Source organism: Anabaena catenula FACHB-362 (genome assembly GCF_014698735.1).
Classification (GTDB): Bacteria; Cyanobacteriota; Cyanobacteriia; order Cyanobacteriales; family Nostocaceae; genus Anabaena; species Anabaena variabilis_A.
In genome coordinates this window covers 1-18,790 of record NZ_JACJTQ010000052.1, presented here as the reverse complement: position 1 = coordinate 18,790, position 18,790 = coordinate 1, and the positions used below count along the sequence as shown (strand labels likewise).

At 38.6% G+C, this 18,790-nt stretch carries 19 protein-coding genes; 11 read left to right on the top strand and 8 right to left on the bottom strand.

From position 1 onward, the window contains the following. Positions 1 to 5: 5 nt before the first annotated feature. Entirely contained in the window at positions 6 to 764 is a 759-nt protein-coding gene (locus H6G68_RS22980; protein ID WP_190908729.1) for a TIGR00297 family protein, read from the bottom strand. A 157-nt stretch (positions 765 to 921) separates the two neighbouring features. Between H6G68_RS22980 and H6G68_RS22975 the strand changes: the two genes are divergently transcribed. After that, positions 922 to 1,563 (top strand): Uma2 family endonuclease, encoded by a 642-nt coding sequence (locus tag H6G68_RS22975; protein WP_190908728.1) that lies wholly within the window; start codon positions 922 to 924, stop codon positions 1,561 to 1,563. A gap of 19 nt (positions 1,564 to 1,582) precedes the next feature. On the opposite strand, the gene H6G68_RS22970 is transcribed toward H6G68_RS22975, so the two are convergent. Further along, positions 1,583 to 2,386, bottom strand: coding sequence for an Rpn family recombination-promoting nuclease/putative transposase (locus H6G68_RS22970; protein WP_190908727.1), 804 nt, complete (start codon positions 2,384 to 2,386; stop codon positions 1,583 to 1,585). A gap of 150 nt (positions 2,387 to 2,536) precedes the next feature. Between H6G68_RS22970 and H6G68_RS22965 the strand changes: the two genes are divergently transcribed. The 3 genes from H6G68_RS22965 (at position 2,537) to H6G68_RS22955 (ending at position 6,709) form a co-directional block, all read left to right on the top strand. Then, positions 2,537 to 3,559 carry an ATP-binding protein gene (locus tag H6G68_RS22965; RefSeq protein WP_190908726.1) on the top strand — a complete coding sequence of 341 codons (1,023 nt, stop codon included), beginning with the start codon at positions 2,537 to 2,539 and terminating at the stop codon, positions 3,557 to 3,559. 28 nt (positions 3,560 to 3,587) lie between these two features. Then, a complete protein-coding gene (locus tag H6G68_RS22960; RefSeq protein ID WP_190908725.1) occupies positions 3,588 to 6,212 on the top strand; it encodes a S8 family peptidase in 2,625 nt (874 codons plus the stop codon). A gap of 65 nt (positions 6,213 to 6,277) precedes the next feature. Continuing rightward, positions 6,278 to 6,709: a VOC family protein gene (locus tag H6G68_RS22955; protein WP_190908724.1), complete on the top strand. Its 432-nt coding sequence runs from the start codon at positions 6,278 to 6,280 to the stop codon at positions 6,707 to 6,709. On the opposite strand, the gene H6G68_RS22950 is transcribed toward H6G68_RS22955, so the two are convergent. Continuing rightward, positions 6,639 to 7,307: an esterase/lipase family protein gene (locus H6G68_RS22950; protein ID WP_190908723.1), complete on the bottom strand. Its 669-nt coding sequence runs from the start codon at positions 7,305 to 7,307 to the stop codon at positions 6,639 to 6,641. The two genes, H6G68_RS22955 and H6G68_RS22950, sit on opposite strands and share 71 nt — an antisense overlap. Positions 7,308 to 7,619: 312 nt before the next feature. Between H6G68_RS22950 and H6G68_RS22945 the strand changes: the two genes are divergently transcribed. Beyond that, the gene (locus H6G68_RS22945) at positions 7,620 to 8,024 is read left to right on the top strand and encodes a hypothetical protein (RefSeq protein WP_190908722.1); all 405 of its coding nucleotides are present in this window, start codon (positions 7,620 to 7,622) and stop codon (positions 8,022 to 8,024) included. Positions 8,025 to 8,256: 232 nt separating this feature from the next. Here the strand turns inward: H6G68_RS22945 and H6G68_RS22940 are convergent, their stop codons facing one another. From H6G68_RS22940 to H6G68_RS22930, 3 genes are all read right to left on the bottom strand, one after another. Then, the gene (locus H6G68_RS22940; RefSeq protein WP_190908721.1) at positions 8,257 to 9,336 is read right to left on the bottom strand and encodes a tetratricopeptide repeat protein; all 1,080 of its coding nucleotides are present in this window, start codon (positions 9,334 to 9,336) and stop codon (positions 8,257 to 8,259) included. Positions 9,337 to 9,421: 85 nt separating this feature from the next. Beyond that, the gene (locus H6G68_RS22935; protein WP_190908720.1) at positions 9,422 to 10,129 is read right to left on the bottom strand and encodes a 16S rRNA (uracil(1498)-N(3))-methyltransferase; all 708 of its coding nucleotides are present in this window, start codon (positions 10,127 to 10,129) and stop codon (positions 9,422 to 9,424) included. A 75-nt stretch (positions 10,130 to 10,204) separates the two neighbouring features. Further along, positions 10,205 to 10,906, bottom strand: coding sequence for a response regulator transcription factor (locus H6G68_RS22930; RefSeq protein WP_190908719.1), 702 nt, complete (start codon positions 10,904 to 10,906; stop codon positions 10,205 to 10,207). 340 nt (positions 10,907 to 11,246) lie between these two features. Here H6G68_RS22930 and H6G68_RS22925 point away from each other — a divergent pair, with 340 nt between their 5' ends. From H6G68_RS22925 to H6G68_RS22905, 5 genes are all read left to right on the top strand, one after another. Beyond that, the gene (locus H6G68_RS22925; RefSeq protein WP_127055780.1) at positions 11,247 to 11,765 is read left to right on the top strand and encodes a globin family protein; all 519 of its coding nucleotides are present in this window, start codon (positions 11,247 to 11,249) and stop codon (positions 11,763 to 11,765) included. A 63-nt stretch (positions 11,766 to 11,828) separates the two neighbouring features. After that, positions 11,829 to 12,317 (top strand): globin family protein, encoded by a 489-nt coding sequence (locus H6G68_RS22920; RefSeq protein ID WP_127055779.1) that lies wholly within the window; start codon positions 11,829 to 11,831, stop codon positions 12,315 to 12,317. A gap of 101 nt (positions 12,318 to 12,418) precedes the next feature. Then, positions 12,419 to 13,252, top strand: coding sequence for a phycobilisome linker polypeptide (locus tag H6G68_RS22915; protein ID WP_190908718.1), 834 nt, complete (start codon positions 12,419 to 12,421; stop codon positions 13,250 to 13,252). A 237-nt stretch (positions 13,253 to 13,489) separates the two neighbouring features. Further along, the gene (locus H6G68_RS22910) at positions 13,490 to 14,275 is read left to right on the top strand and encodes a HEAT repeat domain-containing protein (protein WP_190908717.1); all 786 of its coding nucleotides are present in this window, start codon (positions 13,490 to 13,492) and stop codon (positions 14,273 to 14,275) included. A gap of 201 nt (positions 14,276 to 14,476) precedes the next feature. Then, positions 14,477 to 14,932 carry a HEAT repeat domain-containing protein gene (locus H6G68_RS22905; protein ID WP_190908716.1) on the top strand — a complete coding sequence of 152 codons (456 nt, stop codon included), beginning with the start codon at positions 14,477 to 14,479 and terminating at the stop codon, positions 14,930 to 14,932. Between the two features lies 1 nt (position 14,933). On the opposite strand, the gene H6G68_RS22900 is transcribed toward H6G68_RS22905, so the two are convergent. Then, entirely contained in the window at positions 14,934 to 15,179 is a 246-nt protein-coding gene (locus H6G68_RS22900; protein ID WP_190908715.1) for a DUF4926 domain-containing protein, read from the bottom strand. A gap of 67 nt (positions 15,180 to 15,246) precedes the next feature. Beyond that, positions 15,247 to 16,410 (bottom strand): 3'-5' exonuclease family protein, encoded by a 1,164-nt coding sequence (locus tag H6G68_RS22895; RefSeq protein WP_190908714.1) that lies wholly within the window; start codon positions 16,408 to 16,410, stop codon positions 15,247 to 15,249. A 52-nt stretch (positions 16,411 to 16,462) separates the two neighbouring features. Between H6G68_RS22895 and H6G68_RS22890 the strand changes: the two genes are divergently transcribed. Continuing rightward, the gene (locus H6G68_RS22890; protein ID WP_190908713.1) at positions 16,463 to 18,691 is read left to right on the top strand and encodes a sensor histidine kinase; all 2,229 of its coding nucleotides are present in this window, start codon (positions 16,463 to 16,465) and stop codon (positions 18,689 to 18,691) included. Positions 18,692 to 18,790: the final 99 nt, after the last annotated feature.

Here is an 18,790-nt window from a genome sequence, read left to right as displayed (position 1 = left end):
ACAATTCAAACAAATATACTTTTCCAAATCAAGGCGAGGCTAATAGCAGAAACCGCACCGATAAATGTGTTGATGATGTTTACGACTTCATTGGTAAGCCAAGTATATTTAGATTGCAATGTTGCACCAATGACACTTTCTAGGTTTGTAGCAATAAATGCCGCTAATACACACCAAGCAATTCCTAAGATATCAATTAAATTAACACCCCAAGCCACAAGTGCGATCGCCACTGAGCCGACAACACCCGCTAAAGTTCCTTCTAAGCTTACCGCCCCTTCTGTACCTCTAGCTACAGGTTGCAGCGTCGTAATCAAAAAGGTACTCTTACCATAAGCTTTACCCACTTCACTCGCTGTCGTGTCCGATAGCTTAGTGCTGAAACTCGCTACATAGCCCAAACATAGTAAAAACTTCAAATCAGGTACAAGCAACACTCCCACAGCACACAGCGCCGCAATTAACGCCGAACCCCAAACATTTTCTGGTCCCCTAGCACCAGAACGCTTTTCTGCAATTCCTGCTGCTTCCTTTTGCGCCATGCCAATACGCGTCACCCCAGAACCGACAATAAAATAAAACACTACCACTAGATATCCTGGCCAACCTAGTGTTCCCCAAATAATTACACCCAATAACCAAGCATGGAAGATACCCGCCGGAGTGAGCAATTTCTTAGGAATAATCGCCACTATCCCCAACAAAATCGCATTTAAACCTACACCTACTAACCAGGGATTTAAAGACTCAATTAAAGATAACATTGGTGATAAATTGTGAGTGTTTTTAGGGTTTTTATGGTAATAAGATGATTTTATACTCATTTACCACAGATTTATCGTAATTTTACCTCTCCATTGTTATTTGTCAAATCTCTTAATTTACATATAAAATATTTATAATCAGTAATTCTCAAAAGCCATGACCCAAGCATTAACTAAACTTGTTACCTTCGAGGAATTTATTGATTGGCTACCTGAAAATTCCGGGGTACGTTATGAACTACATAATGGGAATATTGTTGAAATGGCACAACCAGTAGGTGATCATGAAGAAGTTAAAGGGTTTCTGGGTGTGGAAATTCCTTTTGAAATCAAACGTCTTGGATTACCCTACGGTATCCCCAATCAAGTTATAGTTAGACCTGAAGGCAAAGATTCTGGTTATTTCCCCGATTTGTTGGTGCTAAACCGTGCAAATTTAGCCAACGAACAATTATGGAAAAAACAATCAACTATCAGTTTAGGTGCATCCATACCTTTGGTAATTGAAATTGTATCAATTAACTGGCGTGATGATTATTATTTGAAATATGCTGATTATGTTCGCGTAGCGTCTCGAAGAGAAGAGATGGGAATTTCTGAATATTGGATTATAGATTATGCCGCGTTGGGTGGACGTAATTTTATTGGTAATCCTAAACAACCAACAATCTCTGTTTGTAACTTGGTTGATGGAGAATATCAGATTAGTAAGTTTAGAGAAAATGACAGGATTATTTCTCAAACTTTTACAGAATTAAATTTAACTGCAAATCAGATTTTTCAAGCTGGAATAGTTTAGATTTGCAGTTAATATAAAGTTATTCAGATTCTTTTTTACTTTGCTGTTTCATTACTTGTTGTACAACTTCAATGTTTAATTCTAGTGCTTCGGCAATTTGTTCTACACTCAACCCCATTTTCAAAAGACGAGGAATTGTTTCTAGCTTAGTTTTTAGCTGAGTTTCTTCCTGAACTTCTTCCTTAACTTCTTGATAAAATCTGGTTTGTCGCCATTCTGTTAATCCAAACATCGCTTCTAACTCCTGACGGCTATAGGTGGAAAACTTGTAAATTAGCATTCTTTCTACTAATTCTAAAAGATAACGACTGTTGGCCGCATCTGCTTGTTGTACTAAATTAATTAAACTTCTTGCTGTTTGTACTGCTTCATCTTCAGGCGCAACTACTAATTTAATAATTCCTAAACCAATTGAAGATGATGTATCAGTTAATTCATCTAAATAAACTACATGAATTTGTCCAGCAGCAAGCGAAGTTTGATATGCAAAAGGTATTCCAGGATCAAGACTACGTTTTGCCCACAATACTACAGCTTGCCATGATTTATCAGGCTTATATTGGTTTAAGTAAAGAAATACTTCTGTAATTAACCGCCAGTATAAATCTTCATCGGGCTGAAATTGGACTTCAACAAAATAAATCGGATCTTCTGGGTACTCGGCTTTAGGTAGAAATACACCATCTATGCGACGTGCTAGTTCTTTGATTTCTACTGATGAAAATTCGTAGTGTACAGCTAGTTGGGGTGGTTTTTCCAGCAGTTCAAATAAGACGCTGGGGAGATTTTGTAGGAGAGTGTAAAATATGGTGTCTGTCTTCATTATTTGGTCAGATCGACAAAATGCAATTTGTAAAACTTAATATAATCACTATAGATCTCGTGATCACGTTATAATTTGTAATGCACTACGTTTAATAGTATACTTGTACTATATAAATAAGAAATTGCTATTTTTGCGGAGAGAGGCAATATGAAAGGAGAGCTTCTCAAAAGGTTTTTTAGGGCGATCGCTAGTTCAGATCAAGAAGCGATTGATAAACTCACATATCTAGTTATAGAAGAAGAACGCAGCAAAGGACATACTCTTCTTGCTGACCAGTTAGAGAATATTACTAAAAAGAAATCCAAGGAGCAATCTCCCGACTTTATTAAACCTGTTCCCTCTCTTCGAGACGCTACGCGAACAGCACCAGAAAACTTACAGGGTTTAAGTGAATTACCAAGCAGTAAGCGTTTTAATCTTCCTCTGGTAACAAGTATACCAAGGGATAAACTACGTCATTACATGGTATTGCCGGAAAAGATTGAGAAGCGTTTCCAAAGAATTGAGCGTGAATATGCAGCAAGAGATAGACTAGCTCATCATGGACTGCGTTACAGACAAAAAATTCTCCTTTATGGACCTCCTGGTTGTGGAAAAACATTAGGAGCAGAACGTTTAGCTTGGAATACAGGTTTACCGCTTTTAAAAGTACGTTTTGATGCAATGGTGTCGTCTTTTTTAGGGGAGACTGCCAGTAATTTAAGACTTGTATTTGAGGATGCTTCAAAAAATCCATGTTTGTTGTTTCTTGATGAATGTGACTCGATTGCTAAATCAAGAGAGGACAATCAAGAAGTAGGAGAAATTAAGCGAGTTGTAAATACATTTTTGCAAATTCTGGATGAATATCAACCCTCTTCCGGTCTTTTAGTAGCGGCTACAAACTTGAATAAATCTTTGGATACTGCCCTTTGGAGAAGATTTGATGATTTGATTGCAGTACCCAAACCGGGAGAACAAGAGCTAGAATTTATACTAAAGGAAACACTATCTGCTATTGAAGTGGGATCTATCAACTGGCCAAGGATTATTGAACAGATGAGAGATTTTTCTGCGGCTCAAGCTGTCAGAGTTGCTCAGGATGCGGCTAAACGAGCGATTTTGGAGCGAGAGGAGTTAGTGATTCAGGAACACTTAGAAGAAGCGATCACAGAAATTAAGGTTTCCTAGTATTAATTTTTGGTGTCTGGAGAAAAAAATGGTTCAAAGTTCTCAGGGTTTTCCGCATATTCAGCTTAAGTTAACAACTGAAGGACGTGCTGTACTGCGAGGTCGCAGCACAAAGAGTCTTCAAACAATTACTAATCTTAGTAATCGGCAGGGACATGGAAGTAAATTAAAGGGTTCGCTTGAATCTGTGATTTTTGATTGGCAGCAGGATACTCAAGAAAAACCAGAAGAAGAACATCCCCAATTTAAATCTCGACGTATTATCTTACAAATTGATCCTGGTTCTTTTGATCCAGATGGTTTGAAAGCTTATGGCATTGAATTGATTGCTGATACAGAAGATGGATATATTATTGGTGCATCGGCAGATATAGAACTTAGTGAACTCCAGAAAAAAATAGAAAAATTTATAAATGAGGAATATGGTGGTAATAAAGTTGCCGAAATTTGGGAAATAATAGATGGTAAAAAAAAGCCCGAATTAATTCTTTCTCCTACTTTATTTGCTGAATTATATGAAAATTGGCTTCCAATAAAAGAAGAACAAATTTATACTGTTGATGTAGGTGTTGCTTGTGTAGGAACTGCAACAAAGTTACCTAATTATCCCAAACGACAATCTCATGATACTGATGAGAGTTTTACAAAAAAAGTTAATAATTGGATTCCAAAACGTCAGTTAACAGAAAATGAATGGGAGAAACTATCATGGGAAAGGCAAGATGAATTTGAAGAGATTATTGAATTTTATAAAGGCAATATTATTAAAGGTTTTCAAGATGATGGGGGTGAACTTGGTACAGTTCGTTTACCTGACAGTTTTTCTTGTCGAATTCAAATTTCAGGTAAAGGTCTAAAAGATTTAGTAGAAAACTTCCCCTACATTTTTGAAATTAGTTCACCAGATCAGTTTTCCGAAATGCTAAATCAGGAAGAATTACCTGATTCTAGCACTCCAAATTTTCAACTGGAAGCAGCAGATTATAATGCTCCAAAAGTATGCATTATAGATAGTGGTATTCAAGAAATGCATTCTTTATTAAAGGTAGCAATTGATTCACAAAATTCAACTTCTTGGGTTCCCGGTGAAACTGGTAAAACTCCTGATTATGTAAAAAATGGCGGACATGGAACGATGGTTGCTGGTGCATTGCTTTATCCGAGAAAAATACCTCGTAGTGGTAAAGAAAAAGCTATTTGCTGGATACAAAATGCTAGAGTGCTTGATGCTGATTGCTACCTACCTATTCAAGTATTTCCACCTCAGCTATTGAAAGATATCGTGGAGTTTTATCATGATTTAACATCAACGAGAATTTTTAATCACTCTATAACTGGACAATCTCCATGTCTTACTAGATATATGAGTGCATGGGCATCAACCATTGATAATTTAACATGGCAAAAAGATATCCTTGTAATTGTAGCAGCAGGTAATTTACCTAAAGTTCCTTATCCTAAGAAACCTATTACAAGATTGTCTATACGAGAGCATCTTTCAGCAAATAGGCTATACCCAGATTATCTGCTAGAAAATTCGTGTAGAATTGCTAACCCTGCACAAAGTTTTCAAGCTTTAACAGTTGGTTCAATTGCCTTAAATTCTTATCATGTACCACCTTATTCTTCTATTGCACAAAGGGAGCAACCTTCAGCCTTTTCATGTTCTGGTTTTGGAATTTGGAATACTATTAAACCAGAAGTAGTTGAATATGGTGGTGATTTAGTAAAAGATGAAGGTACACCACCTAATATTATTCTCCATAAAGATGTAGCTCCCGAATTAGTACGTTCAACTTTGTATGGCGGTCCAGCAGTTGGATATGATAAAGTTGGTACTTCCTTTGCAGCACCAAAAGTAAGTCATATTGCTGCCCGTCTAGCTGCTGAATTACCTAATGAAAGTTGCCTTCTTTACCGTGCATTAATAGTACAATCCGCAAGATGGCCAGAATGGACAATGGCTGATGAAGTTAATAAACTTCATGTTGTTCGTCAAATTGGTTATGGTCTTCCTAATGTTGATCGCGCTTTAGGTAATGCTCCCAATCGTATTACTTTAATGACAATAGGAGAACGCCGAATTGTAGCTAAACAAGCTCATGTTTACCAAGTAAAACTGCCAGAAAAATTACGTTCTCCAGGAGAGAATTTTAAGATTCTTGTAGAAGTTACTTTATCGTACAAAGCACAACCACGCCGAACCCGCAGAAATCGCCGAAAATATCTTTCAACTTGGCTGGATTGGGACTGTAGTAAAAAAGGAGAAGATACAGAGAAGTTTCTAGAAAGAATTTTGAAAGAGGATGATACTCCAAAAGATTCTGAAAAGGGAGACAAAGGTTTTCAATGGACTCTTGGTAAAAGGTCAAAAAACTACGGAAAAATAGATGGTGTTTCTAGAAGCTCAGGAACTCTTCAAAAAGATTGGGTTGTTGTAAATTCATTTGAACTCACAGAATTTTTTTCTATTGCAGTAGTTGGACATGAAGGTTGGAACAATGATCCAGAAGCTAGTGTTCCATACTCTTTAGTTGTGAGTTTTGAAGCAATACAAGCTGATATTTCCATTTATACCCCAATGGTTGAGGCTCAAATTGAAACAGAAGTTCAAACAGAAGTCCAAACAGAAATTGAAGTTCAATCTTTGTAAATAACTGATACTAATTCCATAACCAGTTACAAAATCCTACTTTTATTCTCTAACCCACCTCCACCATGAACAAAACCTTATTTCACCTTGCTTTCCCCGTCACCAATATCCCCCAAACCAAAGCCTTTTATGTTGATGGCTTAGGTTGCATTCCCGGACGAGAAAACCCCCACGCTTTGATTCTCAATCTTTACGGACATCAATTAGTAGCACATACAACGAAAGACATCCTAACACCCCAGAAAAATATTTATCCTCGACATTTTGGGCTAATTTTTACCTATGAACAAGATTGGCAAGAATTACTAGAAAAAGCAAAAAACAAACAGCTAAATTTTAGAGAAGAACCGAAAAGCCGCTTTGTTGGTTCTCCCCTCGAACATCACACTTTCTTTTTAGAAGATCCTTTTTATAACTTAATGGAATTTAAGTATTATCGACATTCAGAGGCGATTTTTGAGAATTCTGAACATACCCAGATTGGGGATAGGGTGTAATCGCTGCGGCTAAAGCATCTGCTACTATTGCCAAAGTCCGAGAATCTGTCAACATCCAAGGGTGGAGTGCAACTGGTAAAGTAAATTCCTTACCGACAGGCATTTGTGAACTCCGAGGCGGTACAATCATCAAATCATAAGGTGTCCAAATAGATGTAAAATTCAACTGTTGCAACATCTGAACATCAGAATTCAAATCCTGAAGCAAAGCACTGTTAGGACGCATTTGCACAGCACCAGGAAGCCAAGAACCATAAGCTACAACAGTTCCTTGATGAGGTGATGAAATGGTGATAAACCGCTTCACATTATTGATTCCCCCCAATCTTTGAATATAATAACGGCTGACAATTCCACCCATGCTAAATCCCACCACATCTAATGCTTGTTCTGGTTCAAAGGTTGCAGCCACATAATCAGCTACTTGCTGTGCTAATTTATCCAAAACTCCAGCACCATTATTAGGTGATAAATCTAGGGTATGTACAGACCAATCCCGTTGTCTGAGGTAAAGCGCCATTTTATTGAAAACTGCGCCGGTGTCATTAAGACCATGTACTAATAAAACGGGATTGCGTTGTAGCTGTTCAGTATTCATGGATGCTCTGATGTATTAACTCTGTAGAAAATCTAACTGAGTATCATTTTCAGCAGCAACCAGGCTATGACAGTTTTTTTAGCTCACTAGTTATTGTAAATTTTTGTTAAGTGAAGTCTCAGAATCTTGCTCCTAGTGACAGTAAAATTTAATAATTAGTTCGCAGTCTTCAAAGATTGTCAGTAGTTGTCATGAGTAGAAACCCCTAGTGGTTATGACCAGAAACAACTAGCTCAACAAAATGTAACACTATGCTGTAATAATTAATAATTACGGTGATATTGGAAGATATTAAAAACAGGAGAAATTGTCATGTTTGGGTTTATCAAAAATTTAATCGGTGGAATTCTGGGCTTCATCACTGGACTGTTTCGCAAAAAAGATAACAGTTACTACTTAGAACTAAAAGAAGAAGCGACTGAAACCAAACCAGCACCAGTTAAGCCAGTAGCCGCAACTGTAACAACCTCCGCACCAGCAGCGACAGAAAAACCTGCTAAAGCAAAACCTGCTAAAGCAAAATCTGCTAAAGCAACCAAAACAGAACCCGCGAAAACACCAGCCCCCAAAGCCGAACCCGCTAAACCAGCAGTACCAACTGAAACTACTTTTGCACCTAAGTATCTAGTTCCTACAGCTACTAATGTTCGTCGTCGTCCAGGAGCAAATATGAATGTCTTCCTAGATATGGCCACTCAGGTGAAAACTCCTGGGTAAATTAATGGAGCATTAGATATCTACGGAAAAGAATGTAGAGATGTTACATACAACGTCTCTACCAAATTTATTACAGCAGATTGCAGATCAATGAGGCTTCGCCGTGAGCGTCAGCCGATAGCTTGCGTGGCGTAGCCATACGGTACAGAATCAAAATTGAAACCTAGACACATTCGCCAGTTTTACTCCTGACTCCTGACTCCTGACTCCTGACTCCTGACTCCTGAATTATTTATTGTTTCACCCCATTTTTTAGAAAAATAATTCCACTGTATAACTGAAATGCTGAATCCCAATTGCTCTTTTCTCTCTGAAATAGGTCAACTTGAGAGGGAATTTGATTCAGCACCTCTGTTTGATCTAAAATTTTTTCCGCAAAAGGCTTAAAATCTGACCAAGCCTTGACTGATGGTATTTGTTGCTCAAGCCAATTTATTAAACCATTCCAATTAATTCTAACTGTATTTTGACTGGGTTGGGGAGTAATTTCTAAACCTTGCTGAAATTCATAACCTTGGTCATAAATTCTTAAAATGCTACGTCTTCCAGGCAAGTGTAAATCACAAAATTGGGCATAATCTTGAGTTTGGATTTTGCGTTCTAGTTGACGACGGGCGTTAACATCTACAACCTGTTCAAAAATTGGCAATAGTCCTACAACCCTGGCTGTAACTTCTGACCAATCAAAGCTGAGAGAACCAATTTGATTTTCTGTATTGCGACAAACGACGGTGGGTTTCGGTTGAGATTCTGAGAAATATTTAACTTGAAATACTTGAATTTGTTGAATTTGTGGGATTCTCAACCAGAAGCAAGGAATTCCAGCCTGTTGTAGTTGTGTTCCATAAAATTCAAGTTCGCCCACTTTTCCTGTGCGGTATATTCTCCAATTGCGACTTGGTAGTATTAGTCTGGCTGTGTAGGAATCTACCTGCATAATTTGGGCAAATTTTGGGGCGGCTTTAACTTTTAGTTCGTTACTAATTGGCTCTAAAACTAATATTCCTGGTTCGGTGTTAGTGGGTTTTTCTGTAGCTTGAGAAATAGCTCTTTGTTTTTCTTCTTGCTTAATTTCTTCTAACCGCTGTAAACCTTGGCGTGCTTGTGACAAAATTTTGTTATGGGTTGTTAGCCGTAGTAGTTGGCGGTAAATTTTTTCTGCGCGCTGACGTTCTCCAGAAACTTCATGTAAGCGTCCTAGATAGAATTGTACCCAAGGATTTTCTGGCGATTCTTTAAGTAGATGTTTAATTAATTTAGCGGCTGTATTATAGTCTTTGCGTTCAAAGGCGGCGATAACTTCTTCCAGCATGACTTTTAATGAACTTGAATGAATGTCTCGCGCCAAGACGCAAAGACGCAAAAGAAGCGTTATTGTTGTGCGTGAGATATATCATTTATACTTCACAAGTAGCAGCAATCAAGGATAATGCAACAACTGGCGCTGTGACTGCGCGGAGAATACGACGGCCTAGAGACATGGGTTGAAAACCTTTATCTATCGCTAGTTCTAATTCTTTTTCTGTCCATCCTCCCTCTGGACCAATAGCGATAATTATTTCAGAAGAGGTATGAGAAATCACATTTTTGAGATGTGGATAATCTCCACGTGCTTCACAAATATAACGATGTTCCGCTAGAGATTCACTCATAGCGGTGCTAAAAGCTAGAGGTTCTAAAATCGTGGGGACAAAAGCCCGTTCTGATTGTTCAGCGGCTTCTGCGGCAATGCGCCGCCAGCGTTCTAGTTTTTGCGGACTGGGATTGAGTAAAGTGCGATCGCTCAAAATCGGTACAATACAAGTTACTCCTAACTCTGTACAACATCTGACAACATCATCAAAGCCATTTCCTTTCGGTAAAGCCAACATCAAAGTTATAGATACAGGTAACTCTGTTTTCACTTCCAGTAATTCTAAAACCTGTCCTTGTTCTCCTGTTAACTGCGCTAACCACCATTTCCCGATTCCATCCATAGCAATAAATTTATCCCCATCACGTAAGCGCAATACCCGCAATAAATAGTGTTGTTGTTGGGGTGTTAATAAAAGCTGGGTTTCTTGAAGTTGGGAAGGATTAATAGTGATGCGTTGGAGTTGAGACATGATGATTTTAGATTGGGGATTTTAAATTTGAGATTGGATCTAAAATCAATTTTCCGTTGATTAACCTTTCTTAAATCAACACTGCTTAATAAATGGCTTTTCAGTCCAAGATTTAAGACGATAGCCCATACCGTGCATGGTTTCAATAAAATCTTCAGGTGCGCCAGCTGCTTTGAGTTTCTGTCGTACACTTCTGAGATGAACTTTTACAGTATGTTCATCAGGAGATGTTTCCGTTCTCCAAATATGTTCAATTATCAGGCTGCGACTCAGGACTCGTCTACCATTTCGCAGCAGCAATTCCATTAAACTGTATTCTTTGGGTGTGAAATGAACAGGATTACCATCGTAACTTACCTCATAAGTACTGGGGTTGAGTTGCAGATGTCCCCATTCTAGAATCGGAGGGGAAACTGTGTTCCCTCGGCGCAACAAAGCGCGAATCCGAGCAAACAATTCGCCCAAGTCAACAGGTTTAATGATGTAATCGTCTCCTCCGGCATCTAAGCCAGTGATTTTGTCGCTGATTGTATCACAGGCGGTGATCATCAGGACAGGCATTTTGTAACCGTGCGATCGCAACCGATGGCACAGAGTAATACCATCAATTTCCGGTAACATCAAATCCAACAGCAGCAGGTCATAGTTTAGAGCTTTGGTACAATCCCAACCTGCTTCTCCATCTGTGGCAATATCAACAACATAAAGCTGGTCTGTGAGTGCCTCTGCCAGGGTTTCTGCCAAACGAATATCGTCTTCAACTAAAAGAATTCTCATCAGAAGTAGATGACTAGAGAGCAAATCTTAGTCATACCTTACAGGAAAAGAACAAGGTTTCTTAGCGATAAAATAGGCGTATTTTAGCCATAAAATCGGCAAAAACCCGAACTTTTTCCATGAGAGAAACAAAATACTTCTTCTAAATCTGCAATACTTCTTTACAAATCCAATTGCGAATTGTAACGATTTCGGTTTTTATACTAATCTTTCCGATTTATTTACAATTTTCTTACCTATTTATTTACACCCGACCCACTAATCTTCTAAATCAAGGCGGGTCAAGGTAATTCCTTACCAAAACCCAGTCAAAACCTAAAAAATTTAGGAGAAATTGAAGATGCTTGATGCTTTTTCTAGAGTGGTTGAACAAAGCGATCGCCAAGGTGCATATTTGAGCGATGATCAAATTAACGCTCTCTCTGCAATAGTTGGAGACAGCAACAAACGGTTAGATGTAGTAAATCGTTTAACCAGCAATGCTTCAGCAATTACAGCCAATGCTTATCGGGCATTAGTAGCTGAACAACCCAATGTATTCGGACCTGGCGGTGCGTGTTTCCACCACCGTAACCAAGCAGCTTGCATTCGTGACTTAGGCTTCATTTTGCGTTATGTCACCTACTCTGTATTGACAGGAGATGCCAGCACAATGGATGATCGTTGCTTAAATGGTTTGCGCGAAACCTACCAAGCATTAGGAACACCAGGTAGTACCGTTGCTTCCGGCATTGGTAAAATGAAAGATGCAGCGATCGCAATTGCTAACGACAGCAATGGCATTACCCGTGGTGATTGCAGCAACTTAATATCTGAACTAGCTAGTTACTTTGATCGTGCAGCAGCAGCCGTTGCTTAATAACATCAAGTTTTAAATTCATTTTGCTTGAGTCGATACATATTTTAGGGAGAAATTTTAGCCATGAAAACCCCTCTAACCGAGGCAATTGCTGCTGCTGATTCTCGTGGTGCTTACCTAAGCAACACCGAAATGCAAGCTATCTTTGGTCGTTTCAGCCGCGCTCAAGCTGGACTAGAAGCTGCTAAAGCCTTTAACCAAAACGGTCAAAAATGGGCAGAAGCTGCGGCTAATCACGTTTATAAGAAATTCCCCTACACCACTCAAATGCAGGGTCCTCAATACGCTTCTACCCCAGAAGGTAAATCTAAGTGTGTTCGTGACATCAGCCATTATCTCCGCACCATCAGCTATTGCTGTGTGGTTGGTGGCACAGGCCCACTAGATGAGTATGTAGTTGCAGGTGTAAAAGAATTTAATGCTGCTTTGGGTTTATCTCCCAGTTGGTATGTAGCAGCATTGGAATTTGTCCGCGACAACAACGGCCTATCAGGTGATGTCGCTGGAGAAGCCAATATTTACCTCAACTATGCCATCAACGCATTGAGCTAAAAATTATTAACCGATGCAAGGGGAAAGGGGAAAATTGATGATTTGTCCTTTTCCCCTTTTTCTTTTTCCCCTGCCCGAAGTTGTTTAACGGAGTTGAAACCATGACCCTTTCAATGGAAGAGCGGTTAGGCATCAGTGCGGTTGTAGACCAGAAATTGGAACTGCGCCCTAACTGGAGTGAAGACAGATTGCAACAAGTATTTCGAGCCGCTTACGAACACATTTTTGGACGTGAGCGTGTTTATGTTGGCGGAATTTTTGCTAATCAGGAATCCATGCTTCGTAATGGTCAAATTAGTGTGCGCCAATTTGTGCAAACATTAGCAAAATCCGAATTTTACAAAGAGCGATTTTTTTATAACAACTCTCAAATTCGCTTCATTGAACTAAACTACAAACATCTCTTGGGACGCGCTCCCTACGATCAGTCAGAAATCGCTTATCATACCGATATCTATGCTTCTAGTGGCTACGATGCGGAAATAGATTCTTACATTGACAGCCAAGAGTATAATAACGCCTTTGGTGATAACACAGTTCCCTACTTCCGGGGGTTCAAGTCAATTCCTGGCATGAAACAAGTAGGATTCAACCGCTTGTTTACACTGTATCGAGGTAATGGTAATAGCGATAATGCCGGCTCAAAAAGCCCCCGGTTACGGCAACAACTGGCAATGAATCTGCCTAATACTATCATTTCTCCCACCACATCTATCCGATTTGCATCTGCTCTTGGTGTGGGACAATTAAATAGTTCTCCTGCTCGCGGAGATAATCGGATGTATGTCATCGAAGTCATCGCCGGTGGTGTTGGAACAAAAGTGGCAGTCCGTCGCAGCCGACAGTCTTACACCGTGCCGTTTGATCAACTTTCCCAGAAGTATCAAGAAATTCACAAACGGGGCGGCAAAATTATCAGCATAAATCCTGTTTAAAAGTGATTGGTGATTGGTGAAATTACCAATTATAAATCTGGTGAGAAAGAATGTAGAGACGTTCCATGGAACGTCTCTACAAGAACGTCTCTAAAAGGATTCTGAATAATGCATATTGAAATTCGGTCGTTGTTTATTTAGATGAACAGGATAAATTAAATCATCTTCAAATTCATCCTGTTCATCCTTTAATCCTGTAAATCCTGTTCGCATAGCTTGGCGTTAGCCATATCTGACATGGTTGTTACTACTTCTCCTCCTGAACCCATTCTCTCTGCTGAAAGTGCCATTTCTGCCCTAGATGCAGAGGATAATCAAATTAGATATTATGCTGCTTGGTGGTTAGGAAAACATCAAATTCAATCAGCCTGTGCAGCACTTTGTCACCAACTCCAAGATGTCCGCTATCGCACAGTTCAGGGAGGCTATCCCTTACGCCGTCAGGTTGCTCGCGCTTTAGGACAACTCAAAAATATTCAAGCAGTACCCGCATTACTAGATGCCCTAAACTGTGATGAAGATGAGCAATTTCGGGAAGTTGTGATTGAGGCTTTAGGAAAAATTGGAGATTCCACCGCTGCTTCTCCCCTATTTAAACTTTTACAATCTGGTAAATCCCAACCCTACGAAGCTTTAATTGAAGCCTTAGGAGAATTGCGTGTATTAGAAGCACGTCCTTTAGTTGAGCCATTTTTACAGCATTCCTCAGAACGAGTTCAATGTGCTGCGGCGCGTTATCTTTATCTCATCACCCAACAACCAGAATATCTAGAACGCATCATTGAAAATCTTAACCATGAAAATCCCTATTTGCGCTGGGCTGCTGCCTTTGATTTAGGGGCAATTGGTCACATAGAAGCGGCTGAAGCAATTGTGCAAGCAAAAGTTGGTAATAGTCTCAAACTGTTAAACCTAAAACGTATTTTAGAAACAGTATTAGAAAGCGATAAATCAGAGTTGGAAAAACAACAAGCAACACAAACCCTATTTCAAATAATTGATGAACTATTAATACAACTTTAATAACACATACAGCAGGAGTCAGGAGTCAGGAGTCAGGAGTCAGGAGTAAAACTGGCTTTGTGTATAGGTTTCAATTTAGATTCTGTACCTCATTGATCTGCAATCTGCTGTAAACCAAACACTCTTGTTTCTCTCTTTCTTTGCGCCTCTGCGTCTCTGCGTGAGAAAAAAATTAGTTAAAAATACCTGTGATTACCAATTATGATAAATGTACAAACAGACATAACATTAGACCAACTTGTATTCCTAAGTGTGGAGTCTTTGATTGAGGCTTATCACACTTGCCCAAATCAGAATATACAGGCACGGATTATCCGCATTCTCGCCGAGCTTGGTGATGATCTCGCTTTAGATTTGCTGGTAGATGTAGTAGGTGTAGAAGTTGCCAATCACTGTCAAGGAAATGTGCGTCGGGTGGCAGCTAGGGGCTTAGAACAGATGGTTATTTCCACTACCGACCCGGAAAAGAAGACAAAGGCAATTGATAAGCTTTCTTGGGCATTATTAAACGCTGAAGATTGGGCGCTCCGTTATGCTGCGGCGGTATCTTTGGGAGGAATTGCTACAGTTGAAATCAATACTATTCTTTACCACGCTATGATGCAAGAATCAGACAGAGTGGTTAAAGAACGGATTCGGATGATATTGAATGTGTAAACTAGGCAATATTCGCCATTAACCTGACTGCGGGTCTATCGGCACGAGTTGGCAAGCGGAAACAACTCATTGGTAATGTGACAATCGCCACAGTATTGCCAAGCATATCGAAAAACTCAACGCTGTAGCCTGTTTCTAGTCCGGGAACATCATGTTGTTCAACTACTGTGCCAATATCTCCAGCATATACATTTTCTTCGGGAAAATCACGCAATAAGATTACATCTGAGTAAAGGGTAAAATTCATTAGCTGATGCTACGAGATTAGCGAACTGACAAGTCAGCGCTTGCGCTATCGCACTACTTGTTTCAATTTACCATCTTAAAAACTCATTTGGCTTTATAGACCAATTTAACCATTGCTCTAAAATATCGGATATCCGGCTAATTTGATCATCTACTTTTTTGTCAATTTCTTCAAAGCTCTCACCACTGAAAAAGTATTCCACTAAATATTTTAAATTAAAGCTAGGAGAGAGCAAGGAATTTGGTATTTTTGCAAGTTGATAATGTACTAAAATATTTCTTAATTCTATTTTTGATCGGATTTTTTTCAACTCTTTATCGTTGAGTATATTCTTAAAATAGTGCTTGGAGATTTCAGTAAGCAAATTTTGGGGATAGCAATAGTTCTGTAGCCTTTCTAGACTTGAAGCTAAATGATAAAGAGTAATGAACTTTAGCTTAAAGAAAATTTCAGGATAATTTGCCATGAGTCTAGTAAGAATATGGCGAATAAAATTTATTGTCGAAAGAAATAACAAAAGACTAAAATTAATTGATGTGGTATCATATCTGTTAAATACCGAGGGGAAAAAATCTACAGATTTCACATCTTTATAACCTAGTTTATCGTCTTGAATTATGTACGAGAAGCTATTAGTTTTTATAGGTACGAATTCAGTCCATGTACATAACTGTGCTAAATATGCTCCAAGTTCTTGAGCAACCGAATATAGTACATTCCCAATAATCGCTGTCATATCTTCACCATTTTTAGAAAGGTTTTCTTTTCCTAAACCTGTAAAAAGAAATCCTGTATGTGTTGAACCAATAATATGACCGTCATAAGCGAAAATACCTAAATCTGGTTGTAAATATCTTTTTAGTGAAGATAAACAACCTTTATGACTATTAATAAACCACTCTTCATAGAATTCAGAAATCCAATCTAATAATTCAAACGTACCACTAACTTTATTAATAGTGTCATCAAAAAATTTCACGCGCATTCTGGAATTACGTATTATTTGTTCATATTCAAATGACATTGTTTTTGTATAGTCTGGAAATGTTTTTTGAAGATAATTATATGACTCAACCGTAAAAAGTGATAAATAGGGCATCAATCCAAAAATCAGAGTACCTGCTGATTGTTGTTTCAAGAATTTTGGCATGAAGTCATGGTAGAAATGAACATCACTTTTAATCAAATTCAGTTCAAACTCTATAGCTGCTGAGTTATTCTGAAAAGACATAAATTTTAGGTTTTAGTAAAGAGTTTCTTACGTATAAGTATAATATAAAAATATGCTCAATCCATTAGGTGTTGCAATTGGATTATTTATCATTACCCTGTTCACAACTTACTACCTTCTGCAACGACAAATAACTCAACGACAACAAGCAGAAAATATCCTCCGACAGCAAACAGAAAGAGAACGTCTAGTTAGTCAAATAGCTCACCAAATTCGTAAATCTCTGAATTTAGATGAAGTGCTAGTCACCACAGTAGCAGAGGTAAAACAGTTTCTCCAAGCTGACAGAGTGCTGATTTATCGACTTTGGGAAGACGGAACTGGTAGTGCAATTACCGAAACCGTATCACCTGATTATCCTTGTATTTTGGGAGAAACATTTCCACCAGAAGTCTTTCCTAGAGAATATCATCACGCCTACACTCAAGGAAAAACTAGCACTATTACCGATATTAATAACGGTGATATTGAGCAGTGTTTGGCAGAATTTGTGAACCAGTTTGGTGTCAAAGCTAAATTAGTAGTTCCGATATTGCAAGAAGTTCGGGAAATTCTCCCCCATTCTCAACCTTATCTTTGGGGTTTGTTGATTGCTCACCAATGCAGTAATATCCGTGAATGGCAACCTTGGGAAGTAGAATTGATGGTACAATTAGCCAATCAAGTTGCGATCGCAATTCAACAGTCAGAACTCTACGCACAGTTACAAGAACTGAATATAGAACTAGAAAACCGAGTCCAACAACGCACAGAAGAACTAGCTAAAACCAATAATTCTTTACGAGCAGAAATTGTTGAGCGCAAACGTACCGAAGTTGCTTTAAATCACACCAATCAAACCCTTCAATCTCTCATTGCCGCTTCACCCCGTGCTATTTTTACTTTAGATTTAAACAACAATGTTAAAATCTGGAATCCAGCAGCCGAAAGGATGTTTGGTTGGACTGAAATAGAAATATTAGATCAGCCTAACCCCATCATGTCTGAAGACTTGGAGGAATATAAACAAATTAAACAAAATGTGGCAGCAGGTATCACACCTCCTAGCTTGGAAGTAAGTCGCTATAAAAAAGACGGTTCATTAATTGATATTGTTTTCTCAGCTGCTCCCCTCCGCAACAGCATGGGAATAATTAGTGGTATAGTAGCAGTTGTCGCAGACATTACTGAACGGAAAAGAATTGGACAGGCTTTGCGACGTAGTGAAGAAAGATTTCGCTCACTAATCGAAAATGCTCTGGATGTGATTACTATTCTAGATACAGATGGAACTATTCAATATATTAGTCCATCGGTAGAAAAAGTTTTAGGTTATCAATCTGCTAATTTGATTAATCAAAATTTTTTTGCATCTATTCATCCTGATGATTTTGTGACAACTTGTTATCACATTACCAATGCAATTAAAAATCCAGATATCCCCCTACCTGTAGAATTTCGCTACTGTCACCAAGATGGTTCTTGGCGAACTTTAGAAGCCATTAGTCAGAAATTTGTCGATGATTCTGAACTGACGCGCATTGTTGTCAATTCTCGTGATATTACCGAACGCAAACGATTAGAAGAAGTGCGGATAGCATTGGAGCGAGAAAAGGAATTAAGCGCCATGAAAATTCGGTTTTTCTCAATGGCATCCCATGAATTTCGGACACCATTAAGTGTTACTTTAGCTGCTGCCCAATTACTAGAAAATTCTCCCCATGCTTGGCAAGATGACCAAAAAAGAACTCGCAATTTACACCGCATTCAAGATTCTGTAAAAAATATGGTACAGCTTCTCGATGATATTTTAACTATCAATCGAGCAGAAACTGGTAACTTGGAATTTAACCCCAAATGGCTAGATTTAGAACAATTTTGTCGTCAGTTTGTGGAAGAAATCCGTCTTAGTGATACCTCTCGACATACACTCACTTTTATTTGTGAAGGCAGCTGGGAACAAGCATATTTAGATGAAAAATTATTGCGTTCAATTTTAGGAAATCTGTTATCAAATGCAATTAAATATTCACCAGAAAATACACAAGTTGATTTTTATCTCATCTTTGAGGAAAGGGAAGTGATAATTAAAATTTGTGATCAAGGAATTGGCATTCCTACAAATGACCTAAATGAATTATTTGAACCATTTCATCGAGGTAAAAATGTCCGTAATATTCCCGGAACAGGATTAGGTTTGGTGGTGGTGAAAAAATGCGTAGATTTACACGGAGGTAGTTTGAAAATTGTCAGCGAGTCCGGTAATGGTACAACTGTTACTGTGATATTGCCTCTGATATAACCTAATCAAGTTACTCCATATCCAGTGGAACAAAGTTGATATTCCATTTCCTGCTTTAAACAAGAAGAAATATTTATAGTGGGATGGCAATAATAAATT